Genomic DNA, 16,238 nt, shown 5'->3' on the forward strand with positions numbered 1-16,238 from the left:
ATGCCGACCGCGCCCCTCGCCCCCGTCCGCACCGCACACGAGCTGCGGGCCCTCGGGGCGGACGGGCCCCGGGCCGTCGTCATGACCATGGGCGCCCTCCACGAGGGCCACGCCACCCTGATCCGGGCCGCCCGCGAGCGGGCCGGGGAGCGGGGCACCGTCGTCGTCACCGTCTTCGTCAACCCGCTCCAGTTCGGCGCGGGCGAGGACCTCGACCGCTACCCCCGCACCCTCGAAGCCGATCTGGCGCTGGCCGTCGGCGCGGGCGCCGACGCCGTCTTCGCACCCTCCGTCGACGAGGTCTACCCGGGCGGGGAACCGCAGGTCAGGATCACCGCGGGCCCCATGGGCGAACGCCTCGAAGGCGCCTCGCGGCCCGGCCACTTCGACGGCATGTTGACGGTCGTCGCCAAGCTCCTCCACCTCACCGCGCCCGACCTGGCCCTCTTCGGCCAGAAGGACGCCCAGCAGCTGGCGCTCATCCGCCGCATGGTCCGCGACCTGAACTTCCCCGTGGAGATCGTCGGGGTGCCGACGGTCCGCGAGGACGACGGCCTGGCCCTGTCCAGCCGCAACCGCTACCTGTCGGCCGGGGAGCGCCGCACCGCGCTCGCCCTGTCCGGCGCGCTGTTCGCCGCCGGCGACCGGCTCGCCGCGCAGGAGGCGCTCCGCGCGCGTGCCACCGCCCTGCCCGGTGCCCGGGAGCGGGCCGGGACCCGCGCCGAGGAGCTCTCCCGGCTCGGCGAGGCACGGTCCGCCGCCGACGCCCACGCGGTCGCGCGGGCCTCCGGGGGCCACGGCGCCGGAGCCGTCCGGGCCGCCGCCCGAGCCGTCCTCGACGAGGCCGCGAAGGCCGAGCCGCCGCTCACCCTCGACTATCTGGCGCTCGTGGACCCGGCGGACTTCACCGAGGTCGCCGACGACCACGCCGGAGAGGCGGTCCTCGCCGTCGCCGCGCGCGTGGGCGCCACCCGCCTGATCGACAACCTCCCCCTCCGCCTCGGAGGCACCGCGTCCCCCGAGGACCCCACGTTCGGAGCGACCCCGTGACCGGAATACGGCTGCCCGCCCCCGCGCCCGGCTGGGCCGTCGACGCCGATGTCGTCGTGGTCGGTTCCGGGGTCGCGGGCCTCACCGCCGCCCTGCGCTGCACCGCCGCCGGACTCCGTACGGTCGTCGTCACCAAGGCGCGCCTCGACGACGGCTCCACCCGCTGGGCCCAGGGCGGCATAGCGGCGGCCCTCGGCGAGGGCGACACCCCCGAGCAGCACCTCGACGACACCCTCGTCGCCGGGGCCGGGCTCTGCGACGAGCGGGCCGTACGGGCCCTGGTCACCGAGGGCCCCGACGCCGTCCGCAGGCTCATCGCGACCGGCGCCGACTTCGACAAGGACGCCGACGGCGAGATCGCGCTGACCCGCGAGGGCGGCCACCACCGGCGCCGGATCGCCCACGCGGGCGGCGACGCGACCGGCGCCGAGATCTCCCGCGCCCTGGTCGGGGCCATCCGGGACCGGGGCGTACGGACCGTCGAGCACGCCCTCGTCCTGGACCTCCTCACCGACGCCGAGGGCCGTACGGCGGGCGTGACCCTGCACGTCATGGGCGAGGGACAGCACGACGGGGTCGGCGCGGTCCACGCGCCCGCGGTGGTGCTCGCCACCGGCGGCATGGGCCAGGTCTTCTCCGCCACCACCAACCCGGCGGTCTCCACCGGCGACGGCGTGGCGCTCGCGCTGCGCGCCGGGGCCGAGGTCTCCGACCTGGAGTTCGTCCAGTTCCACCCCACGGTGCTCTTCCTCGGCGCCGGGGCCGAGGGCCAGCAGCCGCTGGTCTCCGAGGCGGTCCGCGGCGAGGGCGCCCATCTGGTCGACGCCGACGGGGTCCGCTTCATGCTCGGGCAGCACGAGCTGGCCGAGCTTGCCCCCCGGGACATCGTCGCCAAGGCGATCACCCGCCGGACGCGCGAGCACGGCACCGACCACATGTACCTCGACGCCCGCCACTTCGGCGCCGAGATGTGGGCGGAACGCTTCCCCACCATCCTCGCCGCCTGCCGGGCCCACGGCATCGACCCGGTGACCGAGCCGATCCCGGTCGCCCCCGCCGCCCACTACGCCTCCGGAGGCGTCCGCACCGACCTGCGGGGCCGTACCACCGTCCCCGGCCTCTACGCCTGCGGGGAGGTCGCCTGCACCGGCGTCCACGGCGCCAACCGGCTCGCCTCGAACTCGCTCCTGGAGGGCCTGGTCTTCGCCGAGCGGATCGCCGACGACATCATCGCGGCCGCGCCGCGCGTGCCGGGCGCCCCCGTGCCGCACCCGTCCCCGGTGCCCCTGCCGCTCCCGGTGGCCGGGGCCAGGGCCCGTATCCAGCGGATCATGACCGCCGACGCGGGAGTGCTCCGCTCCGAGGACGGCCTGCGGGAGGCCGCCGAGGCCCTCGAAGCGCTGCACGGCGACGCCCTCGCGGGCGGCACCGACGACACCAAGGCCGGTGAGCCGGGCGTGGACGCCTGGGAGACCACCAACCTGCTGTGCGTGGCCCGGGTCCTGGTCGCCGCCGCCCGCCGCCGCGAGGAGACCCGCGGCTGCCACTGGCGCGAGGACCGGCAGGACCGGGACGACGCCGACTGGCGCAGGCACCTGGTCGTCCGTCTCACCCCCGAGCGGACCCTCGACGTCCGGGCGACCGCCACCCATGACTTCCCCCCCACCTCCGATGCCCCGAGGGAGCCGTAAGTGACCACGCCCGAGGAAGCCCGTCCGCAGCCCGTGGACGTCCCCCTGATCCAGATCGGCGCCCCTTCGGCGGCGGCCGAGGAGCCCGGCGGCTGCGGCGACGGCTGTGGCTGCGGCGACGCGGAGGAGTTCGAGTGCGGGCTCGACCCCGCGCTCGCCGAACTGCTCGCGGACGCCGGTCTCGACCCCGTACAGGTCGAGGACATCGCGCACCTGGCCATCGCCGAGGACCTCGACGGCGGAGTCGACGTGACCACCGTGGCGACCGTCCCCGAGGACGCCGTCGCCACCGCCGACTTCACCGCCCGCGAGGCCGGTGTCGTCGCGGGCCTGCGGATCGCCGAGGCCGTCCTGTCCATCGTCTGCGCCGACGAGTTCGAGGTCGAGCGGCACGTCGAGGACGGCGCGCGCGTCGCGGCGGGCGAGGTCCTCCTCAGCGTCACCGCCCGCACCCGCGACCTGCTCACCGGCGAGCGCGGCGCGCTCAACCTCCTGTGCCGCCTCTCCGGCATCGCCACCGCCACGCGCGCGTGGGCCGACGCCCTGGAGGGCACGAAGGCCGAGGTCCGCGACACCCGCAAGACCACCCCGGGCCTGCGCGCCCTGGAGAAGTACGCGGTCCGCTGCGGCGGCGGCGTCAACCACCGCATGTCGCTCTCCGACGCGGCCCTCGTCAAGGACAACCACGTGGTGGCGGCCGGAGGCGTGGCCGAGGCGTTCAAGGCCGTCCGCGAGCTCTTCCCCGAGCTGCCGGTCGAGGTCGAGGTCGACACGATGCACCAGGTCCGCGAGGTCCTGGACGCGGGCGCCGACCTGATCCTGCTCGACAACTTCACCCCGGGCGAGACCGCGGAGGCCGTCGCCCTCGTCGGCGGCCGCGCGGTCCTGGAGTCCTCGGGGCGGCTGACCCTGGAGAACGCGGCGGCGTACGCGGCGACCGGCGTGGACTACCTGGCGGTCGGCGGGCTCACCCACTCCTCCCCGATCCTCGACATCGGCCTCGACCTGCGCGAGGTGCGGGCCTGATGCTGCTCACCATCGACGTCGGCAACACCCACACGGTCCTCGGACTCTTCGACGGCGAGGAGATCGTCGAGCACTGGCGGATCTCCACCGATCCGAGCCGCACCGCCGACGAGATGGCGGTCCTGCTCCAGGGCCTCATGGGAATGCACCCGCTGCTCGGCGTCGAGCTGGGCGACGGCATCGAGGGGATCGCGATCTGCGCGACCGTCCCCTCGGTGCTGCACGAACTGCGCGAGGTCACCCGCCGGTACTACGGGGACGTCCCCGCGGTCCTGGTGGAGCCGGGCGTCAAGACGGGCGTCCCGATCCTCACGGACAACCCCAAGGAGGTCGGCGCGGACCGCGTGATCAACGCGGTCGCGGCCGTCGAGCTGTACGGCGGCCCGGCGATCGTCGTCGACTTCGGCACCGCGACGACGTACGACGCGGTCACCACGCGCGGCGAGTACGCGGGCGGCGCCATCGCGCCGGGCATCGAGATCTCCGTCGAGGCGCTCGGCGTCCGGGGCGCCATGCTCCGCAAGATCGAGCTGGCCAGGCCGCGCAGCGTGATCGGCAAGAACACGGTCGAGGCCATGCAGTCGGGCATCGTCTACGGGTACGCGGGTCAGGTCGACGGTGTGGTCGCCCGGATGAAGCGCGAACTGGTCGGCCCGCACGGCGACCCCTCGGACGTCACGGTGATCGCCACCGGCGGCCTCGCGCCGATGGTCCTCTCCGACTCCAAGGAGATCGACGAGCACGAGCCCTGGCTGACCCTGATCGGCCTGCGCCTGGTGTACGAGCGGAACGTCTCCCGCATGTGAGTCCCCGGGTGCGCCGCCCGCGCGCCACACCCGCCCCGGGGGCGTACGAAGGGGCTCCCGGCCCTGGGGAGCCCGTAGGCGGTGTGCCCTCGTCCGGGGAGCCCGCACGCGAGGGGCCGCCCGGTCGGGTACGAGACGGCCCGGCCGCTCGCGACCCGGAAGCCCGCGACCCGGAAGCCCGCGACCCGGAAGCCCGCACGGGGCGCCCGACGGCTCCGCGCGGGCGTCCCGACCGTCACCCCCGGGGCCCGCACGCGGGGGCGCCCGCTCCCGGGAGCCCGTACGAGCGGGCCGCGCGCGGACCAGCGCACCGGGCCGGGGCGAGCCCGGCCGGTGACCAGGCGCCCCGGTCCCGGCCCCTGGCCCGAGCTCCGGTCCGGTCATGGCCCGGCCCCGGCTCCGGCCCCCGGCCTCCGGCCCCGACCCCTCCCGGCCCCCGGTTCTCCTCGTCGGCCCGTCCGGAACCCCGCCGACGCGCCCGTAACACCCCTGAGGGAAATTTGTCCGATTAGCGCGTATCGTCGGCCCATGCCCACGCCATACGGATCCCGTGGCGGCATGGCGTTCAGCGCGGACGAACTGCGCGTGCTCCGCCGTGCCCTCGCCGTCGCCCTGCACCCCGCCCCGCTCCAGGACGAGGACGTCCGGGACGCCCTGCGCCTGGCCGAATCGGTGGATGAGGCCGCGCGCGAGGCCGGTCGCCTGCGCGCCTTCCTCCTCGACGACCTGGCCCGCTACCGCCAGGCGCTGCCCGGGTCCCTCAGCGGCTATCTGGGACTCCTCCGGGACGCCCTGGCCGCCGGGTACGACCCCGAGGCCGACGATCTGGCCGCCCTGCGCGCCCTGCGCGGCAACCCGCCCGCCGCCGAGCTGCTCGCCCGCTGCCAGGTGCTCGCCGAACGTTCCGTCCGCGCGCGGCTGGCCCGGATCTCCCAGGCCACCGCCACCCCCGCCCCCGGCGTCTCCCGGGCCCGGCTGCTCGCCCTCCCCGGCGGGCGGACGGCGCCCGACGACCCCCGGCCGAGGCCCCCGGCCCCGGCCGAGCGTCCGGTGCCCAAGCCGTCCGAGGTGTTCCCGCCGCGCCGGAGGCCCGTACCACCGCCCCCGCCCGAGGAACGCGCCGCCGGATAGCTAGTCTGGTCGCCATGGAATACGTATCCGCGCTCCTGCCCCCCGTCGTGATGGCCGCCTTCTTCATCGGCCTCGTCGTCACGATCGTCAAGAGTCAGGGCGGCTCGAACAAGAACAAGGAGGACGCGGCCGTGGACGCCGCGCTCGCGCGTGCCGAGGCGGCCCGTCAGCCGAACGGCACCGCCACCTCCTGAACGGCGACGGCGACCACGACAGCTGCGACGGCGACGGCGACTGCGACGTCAGGACACCGCAGCGACCGGGCGCGCCCGCTCCCGGTGTCGTCACGGTCTGATTCTCGCCGTCCGGACGTCGTGGCCCCGCCCGGTCCCGCGCCGGGCGGTCGGCCGCACCCGGGACGCATGACCTTTCACGGTCATGCGTCCTTTTTGTTTGGCTTCCTTCGTTTTGCATCGTCAATGAACACTTATTGGCGTTTTGCGCACTAAAGTGGCGCTGTGCCCCGTCCCCTGGGAGAGCTCGAAGACGCCGTCATGACGCGCGTCTGGCAATGGAACCGTCCGGTGACCGTCCGGGAAGTCCTGGAAGACCTTCAGCAGGAACGGTCCATCGCCTACACGACCGTCATGACCGTCATGGACAATCTCCATCAGAAGGGCTGGGTCCGTCGGGAAGTCGAAGGCCGCGCCTATCGATATACGGCGGTCTCCACCCGGGCCGCGTACTCGGCCGCACTGATGAACGAGGCATGGGCCCGGAGCGACAATCCGGCGGCCGCGCTCGTCGCCTTCTTCGGGATGATGTCGCAGGAGCAGCGCGAAGCCCTCGACGACGCCGTCCGCATGGTGCAGCGAGACACCTCGCCGACCGCCCCCACCCCGCCCGAGGAGGGCGCCGGGGGCCCCGGCGACGAAGAGCGATAGCGTCCCCCCATGTCGCCGTCCGCTTCCTCCCCGGCCGCTTCCCCGGCCCCCGCCAGAGCCGTCACCGTCCGCAGGGCCCGTACCGGAGACGTCGCCGCGATCCGCCGTCTCGTCGACCCCTTCGTGGACCGCGGCATCCTCCTCGACAAGGCCACCGTCACCCTTTACGAGTCCATCCAGGAGTTCTGGGTGGCGGAACGCGACGAGGACGCCGTCGTCGTCGGCTGCGGCGCTCTCCACGTCATGTGGGAAGACCTCGCCGAAGTGCGCACTCTCGCCGTCGACCCCGAGTTCAAGGGCGCGGGCGTAGGACATCACGTGCTCGCCAAGTTGTTGCACACCGCCCGTTGGCTCGGGGTGCGCCGGGTATTCTGTCTGACCTTCGAAGTCGACTTCTTCGCGAAGCACGGCTTCACCGAGATCGGTGAGACCCCGGTGGACGGAGATGTCTACAGCGAGCTCCTGCGTTCCTATGACGAGGGAGTCGCCGAGTTCCTCGGTCTCGAACGAGTGAAGCCGAACACCTTGGGCAACAGCCGGATGCTTCTGCACCTGTGACCGGAACCCGGCACGAGCTCCACCCGGAACCCTATGTCCGAATCGCGCACGTTTCCCGTGCCGCCGGGCTTCTGAACCTCTCCCAGGGGTTTGTGTTTTTCCGGGAAAAGCGGTTTCCTTTCCGCGTACTGCATTTTCGATGAAAGGAAATCCGGTGGCACAGAAGGTTCAGGTCCTTCTTGTCGACGACCTCGACGGCGTCGAGGCGGACGAGACCGTGACGTTCGCGCTGGACGGCAAGACCTACGAGATCGACCTCACCGCCGCCAACGCGGAAAAGCTCCGGGATCTGCTCGATCCCTACACCAAGAGCGGTCGTCGCACCGGTGGACGCACCACCGGTGGACGCGGCAAGGGCCGTGTGGTGGCGACGGGCGGCCAGGACACCGCGAAGATCCGCGCGTGGGCCAAGGAGAACGGCATGAACGTGAACGACCGCGGTCGCGTTCCCGCCGACATCAAGGCCGCCTACGAGGACGCGAACCGCTGAGGCGCCAGCTGCTGAGCAGACGGGCCCCCGGCCCGGACACTCAGCAGCCGCGCCCGGTGGCACTCCACGGCCGCGGCGGCCACGAGCCGTGTCAGGCACGGGGTGTCCGCCCCGCCCCAGGGCGTGGAGCGCAGGGCCGGAAGTGAGGACTCGACCTCACGGCCCGGCGCCGGAGGGCGCAGCCACACGGACGCGTCCGGTGCGCCGGATCCGCCCCGCCCCGGGGGAAGGGGCGCGGTCATCCGGCCTCCGGCGCCCAGCACCGTGAGGTCCAGCGCGATCCCGCCCCATTCCAGCCAGTCCAGCAGTCCCGGCAGCTCCTCCGCCGCCCCGGCGGCCACGAGCAGCCGCATCCGGCGGTCGGCCACGGCCACCGGCCCCGTCGCCGGTCCGGTCCGGCGCAGCACCCGGAGCCCCGCGCCGACGGGCAGTTCCAGGACGTCGAAGCGCAGCCCGGTGACCAGCCGCACCGGAGGGCCAGCCACCGTCGCCCAGCCGAGCTCCCGCTCGTACCACCGTGCCGTTCCGCCGTCGGGCGGCGTACGGGGCGGCGGCACGGTGAAGGACATGTCCGGGGAACTCCCGGAGGAGCGTGTTGGTTACGCCGCGGTGACGCACCGTCCCCCGCCGGACGCGCAAGGTGTCCGTGATGGGGTGTACGAGTGCATTCGGCAGCGCGAGGTTGTTCGCTGGTAGCGGAGGGGACGGGGGTCTCCCGCATGGAGTGTCCGTCACCACGGGTAAGACATTCCTAGTGGAGAGGGGCGACTCGCTGGCTTCGGGGTCTCACGTTCGCCATCGGCGTACTGATGGTGTGGGTAACTACTTGGCCTGCGGGAACATCATCTCGCACCATCGGGTTGGAGCATTTGTCGGCTGTTCGGCAGCAGGTCTCCCCATGCGAAGAGGGGTGATCCGGACGGATGTCGGCAGTTGGAATGAGCGGTCCCCGCTTGCGGGACTAAGCTGCGGAAGGACAGGGAGGGGATCGACCCCTAACTGACTGACCGCTCTGAGGAGCGATTAACGATGTTCGAGAGGTTCACCGACCGCGCGCGGCGGGTTGTCGTCCTGGCTCAGGAAGAAGCCCGGATGCTCAACCACAACTACATCGGCACCGAGCACATCCTTCTGGGCCTTATCCATGAGGGTGAGGGTGTCGCCGCTAAGGCCCTGGAGAGCCTCGGGATTTCGCTCGAGGCGGTCCGCCAGCAGGTGGAGGAGATCATCGGGCAGGGGCAGCAGGCCCCGTCCGGGCACATCCCCTTCACTCCTCGTGCCAAGAAGGTCCTGGAGCTCTCGCTCCGCGAGGCCCTCCAGCTCGGCCACAACTACATCGGCACCGAGCACATCCTGCTCGGCCTGATCCGCGAGGGCGAGGGCGTCGCCGCCCAGGTCCTCGTGAAGCTGGGCGCCGACCTCAACCGGGTGCGGCAGCAGGTCATCCAGCTGCTCTCCGGCTACCAGGGCAAGGAAGCCGCCACCGCCGGCGGTCCTGCCGAGGGCACCCCCTCGACGTCCCTGGTCCTCGACCAGTTCGGCCGCAACCTCACCCAGGCGGCCCGCGAGTCCAAGCTCGACCCGGTCATCGGGCGCGAGAAGGAGATCGAGCGGGTCATGCAGGTGCTGTCCCGCCGCACCAAGAACAACCCGGTCCTCATCGGCGAGCCCGGCGTCGGCAAGACCGCCGTCGTCGAGGGCCTGGCGCAGGCCATCGTCAAGGGCGAGGTGCCCGAGACCCTCAAGGACAAGCACCTCTACACCCTGGACCTCGGTGCCCTGGTCGCCGGCTCCCGCTACCGCGGTGACTTCGAGGAGCGCCTGAAGAAGGTCCTCAAGGAGATCCGTACCCGCGGCGACATCATCCTGTTCATCGACGAGCTCCACACCCTCGTGGGTGCGGGTGCCGCCGAGGGCGCGATCGACGCCGCCAGCATCCTCAAGCCGATGCTGGCCCGCGGTGAGCTCCAGACCATCGGCGCCACCACGCTCGACGAGTACCGGAAGTACCTGGAGAAGGACGCGGCCCTGGAGCGCCGCTTCCAGCCCATCCAGGTCGCCGAGCCGTCGCTGCCGCACACCATCGAGATCCTCAAGGGTCTCCGCGACCGGTACGAGGCCCACCACCGGGTCTCCATCACCGACGAGGCCCTCGTCCAGGCCGCGACCCTGGCCGACCGGTACATCTCGGACCGCTTCCTCCCGGACAAGGCGATCGACCTGATCGACGAGGCCGGTTCCCGGATGCGCATCCGCCGGATGACCGCGCCGCCGGACCTCCGCGAGTTCGACGAGAAGATCGCCGGTGTCCGCCGGGACAAGGAGTCCGCGATCGACTCGCAGGACTTCGAGAAGGCCGCTTCGCTCCGTGACAAGGAGAAGCAGCTCCTCGCCGCGAAGGCCAAGCGGGAGAAGGAGTGGAAGGCCGGCGACATGGACGTCGTCGCCGAGGTCGACGGCGATCTGATCGCCGAGGTCCTGGCGACCGCCACCGGCATCCCGGTCTTCAAGCTGACCGAGGAGGAGTCCAGCCGCCTGCTCCGCATGGAGGACGAGCTGCACAAGCGCGTCATCGGGCAGAAGGACGCCGTCATCGGCCTCTCGCGGGCCATCCGCCGTACGCGTGCCGGTCTGAAGGACCCGAAGCGTCCCGGTGGCTCGTTCATCTTCGCCGGTCCGTCCGGTGTCGGTAAGACCGAGCTTTCGAAGGCGCTCGCCGAATTCCTCTTCGGTGACGAGGACGCCATGATCTCCCTCGACATGTCGGAGTTCAGCGAGAAGCACACCGTGTCCCGGCTCTTCGGTTCGCCGCCCGGATACGTCGGCTACGAAGAGGGCGGCCAGCTCACCGAGAAGGTGCGCCGCAAGCCGTTCTCCGTCGTCCTCTTCGACGAGGTCGAGAAGGCCCACCCCGATATCTTCAATTCCCTTCTCCAGATCCTGGAGGACGGTCGTCTGACCGACTCCCAGGGCCGGGTCGTGGACTTCAAGAACACGGTCATCATCATGACCACCAACCTCGGGACCAGGGACATCTCGAAGGGCTTCAACCTGGGCTTCGCCGCCCAGGGCGACACGAAGTCCAACTACGAGCGGATGAAGGCGAAGGTCAGCGACGAGCTGAAGCAGCACTTCCGCCCGGAGTTCCTCAACCGTGTGGACGACGTCATCGTCTTCCCGCAGCTGACCCAGAGCGACATCCTCCAGATCGTCGACCTGATGATCGGCCGCGTGGACGAGCGCCTGAGGGACCGGGACATGGGCATCGAGCTCTCCCAGTCCGCGAAGGACCTGCTCGCCAAGAAGGGCTACGACCCCGTGATGGGCGCCCGTCCGCTCCGCCGGACGATCCAGCGGGAGATCGAGGACACGCTGTCGGAGAAGATCCTCTTCGGCGAGCTGCGTGCCGGTCACATCGTGGTCGTGGACACCGAGGGCGAGGGCGAGCAGCGCACCTTCACCTTCCGCGGCGAGGAGAAGTCGGCCCTGCCGGACGCCCCGCCGATCGAGGCCGCGGGCGGCACGGGCCCGAACCTGTCGAAGGAAGCGTAGGGCTCACGTCCTGACGCGAAGGGGCGGCCCCGGAACCTGTCGGTTCCGGGGCCGCCCCTCTTTCCGTGTGCGGGAGTCAGTCCCTGGCGATCTCCACGCCGGTCCCCGGGGACAGCCGGTCGGTCCCGGTCAGGACGGTGTCGCTCCACAGAGACGTCAGCCGCTCCAGGGCGGCCAGTTCCGAGACGTCCAGCCGGTCGACGGAATGGCCGGTCAGGGAGAGCGTGCGCAGGGAGGGGAACGCCCGGACGACGGTGGTGAGCGAGGACGGGTCGCTGAGGGCGAGCCGCAGTCCCGTGACGCCCGGCAGGACGAGGTCCTCCGGCAGCTCTTCCAGGTCCTCCTCGGCGACCGAGAGGGACGACAGGAAGGGCAGCGCGGCGAGCTGCCGCCACTCCTCCTCGCGGATGATGAGCGACTGCCACAGGTTCAGATCGGTGAGCGCCCCCAGGTGCGCCAGGGCCCCGAAGCCGCCGTCCGGCCAGGTGTCCAGGGTGAGCGAGCTCAGGGGCGCCGAGGTGGGGAGCACATCGGGGGACCAGGGCCTGTTGTGGGTTTCGAGCCGGAGGCTCTCCAGCCGGGTGAGGGACGACAGGCCCCTCAGATCGGATACGGGGTCGTAGGAGGCGAGGGCGAGGTGGACGGGGTCGCAGCGGCGCAGCAGCGCGGTCACCACGGCGGGCGAGACGGTGTCGTCGATGTCCAGGCGGGCCGGGCACAGGCCGAGCCGTTCCAGCTCGGCGGCGTGCTCGTCGCTCCGGACCGTGAAGTCGAGGCCGACCGGGTCGAGCCGGGCGACGATCCGCTCGGCGTAGGCGCGGGTCTCGAAGCGGGGCCACGCCCAGACCAGCTGGGAGCGGACGGACAGTGAGGGGTGCCCGGTGAAGCGGGCCAGATAGGGGATCGCCGCGTCGCCGGGGATCCGGGAGGCCGTGATCACGGACATCAGCGCCTGCTCGTCGTCCAGCCCGGCGGGCGGGGCGAGCAGGCCGAGGACGGTGGGGCCGACGGTGGCCAGGGCGCGCGCCTCGTCGGGCGTACGGGGCGGGATGACCCGGGCCGTACGGTCCAGCAGCTCCTCGCGGATCTCCGGGGACACCTCCGTCGCGTGGTCGAGGGCGGTCGCGGCGACGACGAGCAGCCGCAGCCGGGCGCCGGGCTCCTCGGCGCGGTCGGCGGCGGCCAGCAGCTCCCGGAGGATCTCCGCGCACTCGCGGGGCCGGGAGTGGCCCACCGCCATGCGGACGACGTCCTCCCACTGGTCGTCGGCGGCGTGGCCGATCAGGACGCCGATGTCCCAGCGGTCCACCAGGTGTTTGGCGGCCAGGTAGTCCTGGAAGGTGCGGTGGACGAAGTCGAGGGTGCCGGGCGTGGGCTCGCGGAGGAGACCGCTGCGGTGCAGCAGATGGTCGAAGACGCGGTGCGGGTCGCCGTGGGCCGCGGCCTCGGGGACGGCGGGCACGGCCTCGGAGACGATCGTACGGGCGTGGTCGCGGTCCATCTGCGTGCGCCCGTTGAGCGTGAGCCAGTACGCGAGGCGCTGGATCAGCTGGATCTGCGGGGCCTCGCCGAGTTCCACCCCGTACGGGGTTCCCATGTCCCGCTCGCGGTCGCGGCGGGTCAGGAGCATGGACAGGGCCGCGTCGTAGAGGGCCTTGCGGCCGCGGGGCAGGAAGCCGCGCCGGTCGCGGTGGAGGGCGCAGATCAGTCCGCACATCAGCGGGTTGGTGGCGAGCTTCGCGAGGTCGGGGGTGGCGTGCAGGGCGTCGACGAGGGGCTGCTCGTACGGGGTGGCATCGGGTCCCGCGGCCGTGTGCCAGCGGCGTACGAAGGCGGTGACCTCGGCGCGGGACATCTCGGAGAGGGTGAGTTCGGTGAAGCCGTCGGCGCCGAGCCAGTCGTCCTTGACGGCCGAGGGGCGTGAGGTGACGAGCCAGCGGTTGGGGCCGTCGTAGGCGTCGACGAGGTCGCGGAGCCAGCGGCGGGTCCGGGCCCGTTCGGGTTCGGGGACCTCGTCGATGCCGTCGACCAGGACGACGCCACGGCCCGCGCGCAGGACCCGGTCGGCCCAGCCGTCGGGCGGGGTGAGGGGACAGCCGACGGCGGAGAGGAAGCGGTCCGCCGGGGGCAGCGGGCCGTCGTGGCGGGTGAGGGTGCGCAGGGGCAGGACGAAGGGGACGGCGGCCCCGGTCGTTCCTGCCTGTCCCACCTGTCCCGCCTGTCCCATCGTTCCTGCCTGTCCCGCATGTCCTGCCTGTCCCGCGGGTCCTGTCCGTCCGGTGCTTCCGGGGGCTCCGGCGGAGGTGATCGCCAGCCACTGGACGAGGGTGGTCTTGCCGGAGCCCGCGACACCGCGCAGCAGGACGCGGGGGTGGCGGTGGAGGGCGCGGTCGGCGGGGACGCCGTGGCCGGGTGCGGCCGGGCTGTTCCCGTCGGACCGGGCGGTCTCGCGGCCGGTCGCCTCCAGGGAGAGGTACGCCATGTCGAGGGGCCACTCGTCCGGTGAGTGGTGCAGGTCGATGCCGTAGATGGTGAGGCGGCCGTGCTTCCTGGCGAGGTGTTCCAGGTAGCGCCGTTCGAAGTCCGCGTCCCGGGTGTCGGGTCTCGGCGCCCGGCGGACGAGTTCGTCGACCTTGGCGATGAGCTCGCTCTGGCCCCGGGCCTGCTCCACCAGGCTGCGGGCGACGAAGGTGGACCGGCGGGTGAAGAACTCCAGGACGTGGAGACAGGCCCACTCGACGAGGGTCTCCAGGTAGTGGACGGAGTCCGTGGAGAGGCCGTCGGCGGCCGGGGCGGCGGCGCGCAGTCGCCGGGCGATGGCGGTGTGGCCGAGGCGGACGGCCTGGACGTCGTCCATGTCGAGGTCGCCGAGGGCGAGGAGGGTCGCCGCGAGGGCGTCGGTGACCGCCTCGGCCTCGTCGGTGGGGAAGGGCCGCTCGCCGTCCCCGCCCAGGGACCGCTCGACCAGGGTCCCGGCGAGCTTGCGGACGTCCTTCTCGGTGAGGGTGCGGTGCTCGCCGCGGAAGGAGACCAGGGAGGAGAGCCGGACGGCGTCGGACCGTTCGACGAGACCCGCCCCGGGGCCCTCGCTGACCAGCAGTTTCTTCAGGAGCGGGCCGATCGCGGCCGAGGCCAGGCGAGTGCCGATGAGCGCAGGTTCCATAGGTGTCCCCCCGTGGGTCCCCGAGGATGTGTCCCCCCATGGGCCCCCGAGGCGGTCAGCGTAGTGCGGGACGCCTTCGGTACGTCCTCCGGGCGTCCTCCGGGCGCCTTCGCGGCGGGCCGGGCGCGTGACCCAGGTCGCATCGGGGCCCGGTGCCTGGTGACAAGGCGCACAGGGGTTTTCGGGGGTACTAGCCGGAATAGTGGCGGCCTTCGGTGCCGGTTCGAGGCGCCCGGGAGGAGGGCCCCGGGACTTTGGTCCCGGGGCCCGCGAAACGGGCGCGGGGCGGTTTCCCCGGCGGGTCCGGGCACCTCTGACATGCGGATAAACCGGTCGACTTATGCCGTTATGTTCCTTTTGAGGGGGTGGATTCGGGGGCGTTCGGGGTTGATCTCCATCGGAGATCGCTACGACGCAATGTCGTAGATGGGGTGTTTTGGGTTGGGCGGGGGTCCGGGTTACCAAGGTGGAGCAAGCCCGGTGCGGCACGTTCGCTTCGGGCTCCGCATCCCCCCGTTCGTCCCACCCGGAGGTTTTCCCCCGTATGTCGAAGCGCGTCATGAACCCCGCCGCCCGTGTCACCGTCGCCGCTCTCGCCGCCACGGGCCTGGGGGCGTCGCTGGTGGCCGGAGCAGGGTCCGCCTTCGCCGCCGAGGGCAAGTCCGTCGCCCCGGTCACGGTCACCGCGTCCGCCGCGGTCGCCGCCCAGGCCCAGACCCAGGCGCACGTCGCCGCCCAGGTGAAGGCCGCCACCGCGAAGGCGATAGGCGTCCAGCAGGCCGCCGCGAAGGCCGCCCCCGCCTGGGTCAAGCCGGTCAGCTCCTACACGCTGACCGCCGGCTACAACCAGGGCGGCGCCATGTGGGCCAGCAAGCACTCCGGCCAGGACTTCGCCGTCCCGGTCGGCACCCCGGTCAAGGCCGTGGGCGCGGGCACCGTCGTGAAGGCCGGTCCGAACGGCGGCGGCGACGGCCCCGCGTACGGCAACGCGATCGTCGTCAAGCACGCCGACGGCCGCTACTCGCAGTACGCCCACCTGTCGAAGGTCAAGGTGAACATCGGCCAGAAGGTCGCCGCCGGCCAGCAGATCGCCCTCTCGGGCAACACCGGCAACTCCTCCGGCCCCCACCTGCACTTCGAGATCCGTACGACCCCGAACTACGGCTCCGCCGTGAACCCGGGCGCCTTCCTGCGCGCCCAGGGCGTCACCATCTGATCCAGCACATCTGATCCAGCGCGCCTGGTCCAGTGCATCTGGTCCGGCACATCTGGTCCAGCGCGTCTGATCCGGCGCATCCGGCCCACCGCGAGGTGCGGTCAGTCGGCCCGGTGGGCCGCTTCCAGCAGATCGAGGGCGACCTCGAGGGTGGCTTCGTGCTTCTCCTCGGTGTCGCCCTCGACGTTCTGCATGAAGAAGGTGCCCGCGTGCAGGGTGAAGACCGCGCTGACGCAGCGGACCTTGTCGACCACCGCGAAGTCCGGCTCCTGGGTCAGGCCGACCAGGGTGATCATGCGCTCCTTGAAGGTGAGGCCGACGGACAGCTCGCGGACCGTGGCCTGGTTCTCCTGCATGAAGCGGTAGAGCGGGGCGGCGGTGCGCAGGGCCGTCTGGTAGCGGCGCAGCATCTCCCGGCGGGTCTCCAGGGTGGCGGGCTGCTCCTGGGCCCAGGCGATCAGCTCGTCCATGGGCCGGGTCAGGTCCTCGAAGATGCCGACGAGGATGTCTTCCTTCGTCTTGAAGTGGTAGTAGAGCGCGGCTTTGGTGACGTCGAGGCGTTCCGCGATCTCACGCAGCGAGGTCTTCTCGTAGCCCTGCTCGGCGAACAGGTCGAGGGCCACGTCCTGGATGCGCTGGCGGGTGTTGCCTCGGGCCATGGGTGGCCTCCA

14 protein-coding genes are annotated in these 16,238 nt (G+C 72.1%); 11 read left to right on the forward strand and 3 right to left on the reverse strand.

The genetic code is table 11. From position 1 onward, the window contains the following. From panC to ACIO92_RS12625, 9 genes are all read left to right on the forward strand, one after another. On the forward strand, window positions 1-1,050 hold the full coding sequence (panC, locus tag ACIO92_RS12585; RefSeq protein WP_402280343.1) for a pantoate--beta-alanine ligase: 1,050 nt from the start codon (window positions 1-3) through the stop codon (window positions 1,048-1,050). Next, window positions 1,047-2,741: an L-aspartate oxidase gene (locus ACIO92_RS12590; RefSeq protein WP_401234933.1), complete on the forward strand. Its 1,695-nt coding sequence runs from the start codon at window positions 1,047-1,049 to the stop codon at window positions 2,739-2,741. Before panC ends, ACIO92_RS12590 begins: the two co-directional genes overlap by 4 nt. Then, complete coding sequence (nadC, locus tag ACIO92_RS12595) at window positions 2,742-3,767, forward strand: carboxylating nicotinate-nucleotide diphosphorylase (RefSeq protein WP_366442094.1); 1,026 nt, start codon at window positions 2,742-2,744, stop codon at window positions 3,765-3,767. After that, window positions 3,767-4,573 (forward strand): type III pantothenate kinase, encoded by an 807-nt coding sequence (locus ACIO92_RS12600; protein WP_366442095.1) that lies wholly within the window; start codon window positions 3,767-3,769, stop codon window positions 4,571-4,573. Before nadC ends, ACIO92_RS12600 begins: the two co-directional genes overlap by 1 nt. Window positions 4,574-5,131: 558 nt before the next feature. Beyond that, entirely contained in the window at window positions 5,132-5,704 is a 573-nt protein-coding gene (locus tag ACIO92_RS12605; protein WP_401235466.1) for a hypothetical protein, read from the forward strand. Window positions 5,705-5,718: 14 nt separating this feature from the next. Beyond that, the gene (locus ACIO92_RS12610) at window positions 5,719-5,898 is read left to right on the forward strand and encodes a hypothetical protein (RefSeq protein WP_366442096.1); all 180 of its coding nucleotides are present in this window, start codon (window positions 5,719-5,721) and stop codon (window positions 5,896-5,898) included. Window positions 5,899-6,162: 264 nt separating this feature from the next. Next, complete coding sequence (locus ACIO92_RS12615; protein ID WP_366442097.1) at window positions 6,163-6,588, forward strand: BlaI/MecI/CopY family transcriptional regulator; 426 nt, start codon at window positions 6,163-6,165, stop codon at window positions 6,586-6,588. A 9-nt stretch (window positions 6,589-6,597) separates the two neighbouring features. Continuing rightward, complete coding sequence (locus ACIO92_RS12620; RefSeq protein ID WP_366442098.1) at window positions 6,598-7,146, forward strand: amino-acid N-acetyltransferase; 549 nt, start codon at window positions 6,598-6,600, stop codon at window positions 7,144-7,146. 154 nt (window positions 7,147-7,300) lie between these two features. Continuing rightward, complete coding sequence (locus tag ACIO92_RS12625; RefSeq protein WP_366442099.1) at window positions 7,301-7,636, forward strand: Lsr2 family protein; 336 nt, start codon at window positions 7,301-7,303, stop codon at window positions 7,634-7,636. Here ACIO92_RS12625 and ACIO92_RS12630 read toward each other — a convergent pair. Further along, window positions 7,615-8,205 carry an SCO3374 family protein gene (locus ACIO92_RS12630; RefSeq protein ID WP_366442100.1) on the reverse strand — a complete coding sequence of 197 codons (591 nt, stop codon included), beginning with the start codon at window positions 8,203-8,205 and terminating at the stop codon, window positions 7,615-7,617. The two genes, ACIO92_RS12625 and ACIO92_RS12630, sit on opposite strands and share 22 nt — an antisense overlap. A gap of 460 nt (window positions 8,206-8,665) precedes the next feature. Between ACIO92_RS12630 and ACIO92_RS12635 the strand changes: the two genes are divergently transcribed. Further along, window positions 8,666-11,188, forward strand: coding sequence for an ATP-dependent Clp protease ATP-binding subunit (locus ACIO92_RS12635; RefSeq protein ID WP_366442101.1), 2,523 nt, complete (start codon window positions 8,666-8,668; stop codon window positions 11,186-11,188). Between the two features lie 76 nt (window positions 11,189-11,264). On the opposite strand, the gene ACIO92_RS12640 is transcribed toward ACIO92_RS12635, so the two are convergent. After that, on the reverse strand, window positions 11,265-14,351 hold the full coding sequence (locus tag ACIO92_RS12640; RefSeq protein ID WP_402279851.1) for an NACHT domain-containing protein: 3,087 nt from the start codon (window positions 14,349-14,351) through the stop codon (window positions 11,265-11,267). A 544-nt stretch (window positions 14,352-14,895) separates the two neighbouring features. Here ACIO92_RS12640 and ACIO92_RS12645 point away from each other — a divergent pair. Continuing rightward, the gene (locus tag ACIO92_RS12645; RefSeq protein ID WP_366442103.1) at window positions 14,896-15,567 is read left to right on the forward strand and encodes a M23 family metallopeptidase; all 672 of its coding nucleotides are present in this window, start codon (window positions 14,896-14,898) and stop codon (window positions 15,565-15,567) included. 101 nt (window positions 15,568-15,668) lie between these two features. On the opposite strand, the gene ACIO92_RS12650 is transcribed toward ACIO92_RS12645, so the two are convergent. Beyond that, a complete protein-coding gene (locus ACIO92_RS12650) occupies window positions 15,669-16,226 on the reverse strand; it encodes a helix-turn-helix domain-containing protein (RefSeq protein WP_366442104.1) in 558 nt (185 codons plus the stop codon). Between the last annotated feature and the right edge of the window lie 12 nt (window positions 16,227-16,238).

It is taken from the genome of Streptomyces sp. NPDC087215 (genome assembly GCF_044744885.1).
Taxonomy (GTDB): domain Bacteria; phylum Actinomycetota; class Actinomycetes; order Streptomycetales; family Streptomycetaceae; genus Streptomyces.

Coding starts and splice junctions, on each gene's coding strand:
- ACIO92_RS12630 (WP_366442100.1), bottom strand. CDS start 8,205: ATGTCCTTCACCGTGCCGCCGCCCCGTACGCCGCCCGACGGCGGAACG.
- ACIO92_RS12635 (WP_366442101.1), top strand. CDS start 8,666: ATGTTCGAGAGGTTCACCGACCGCGCGCGGCGGGTTGTCGTCCTGGCT.
- ACIO92_RS12605 (WP_401235466.1), top strand. CDS start 5,132: ATGGCGTTCAGCGCGGACGAACTGCGCGTGCTCCGCCGTGCCCTCGCC.
- ACIO92_RS12650 (WP_366442104.1), bottom strand. CDS start 16,226: ATGGCCCGAGGCAACACCCGCCAGCGCATCCAGGACGTGGCCCTCGAC.
- panC (WP_402280343.1), top strand. CDS start 1: ATGCCGACCGCGCCCCTCGCCCCCGTCCGCACCGCACACGAGCTGCGG.
- ACIO92_RS12620 (WP_366442098.1), top strand. CDS start 6,598: ATGTCGCCGTCCGCTTCCTCCCCGGCCGCTTCCCCGGCCCCCGCCAGA.
- ACIO92_RS12610 (WP_366442096.1), top strand. CDS start 5,719: ATGGAATACGTATCCGCGCTCCTGCCCCCCGTCGTGATGGCCGCCTTC.
- ACIO92_RS12600 (WP_366442095.1), top strand. CDS start 3,767: ATGCTGCTCACCATCGACGTCGGCAACACCCACACGGTCCTCGGACTC.
- ACIO92_RS12640 (WP_402279851.1), bottom strand. CDS start 14,351: ATGGAACCTGCGCTCATCGGCACTCGCCTGGCCTCGGCCGCGATCGGC.
- ACIO92_RS12645 (WP_366442103.1), top strand. CDS start 14,896: ATGTCGAAGCGCGTCATGAACCCCGCCGCCCGTGTCACCGTCGCCGCT.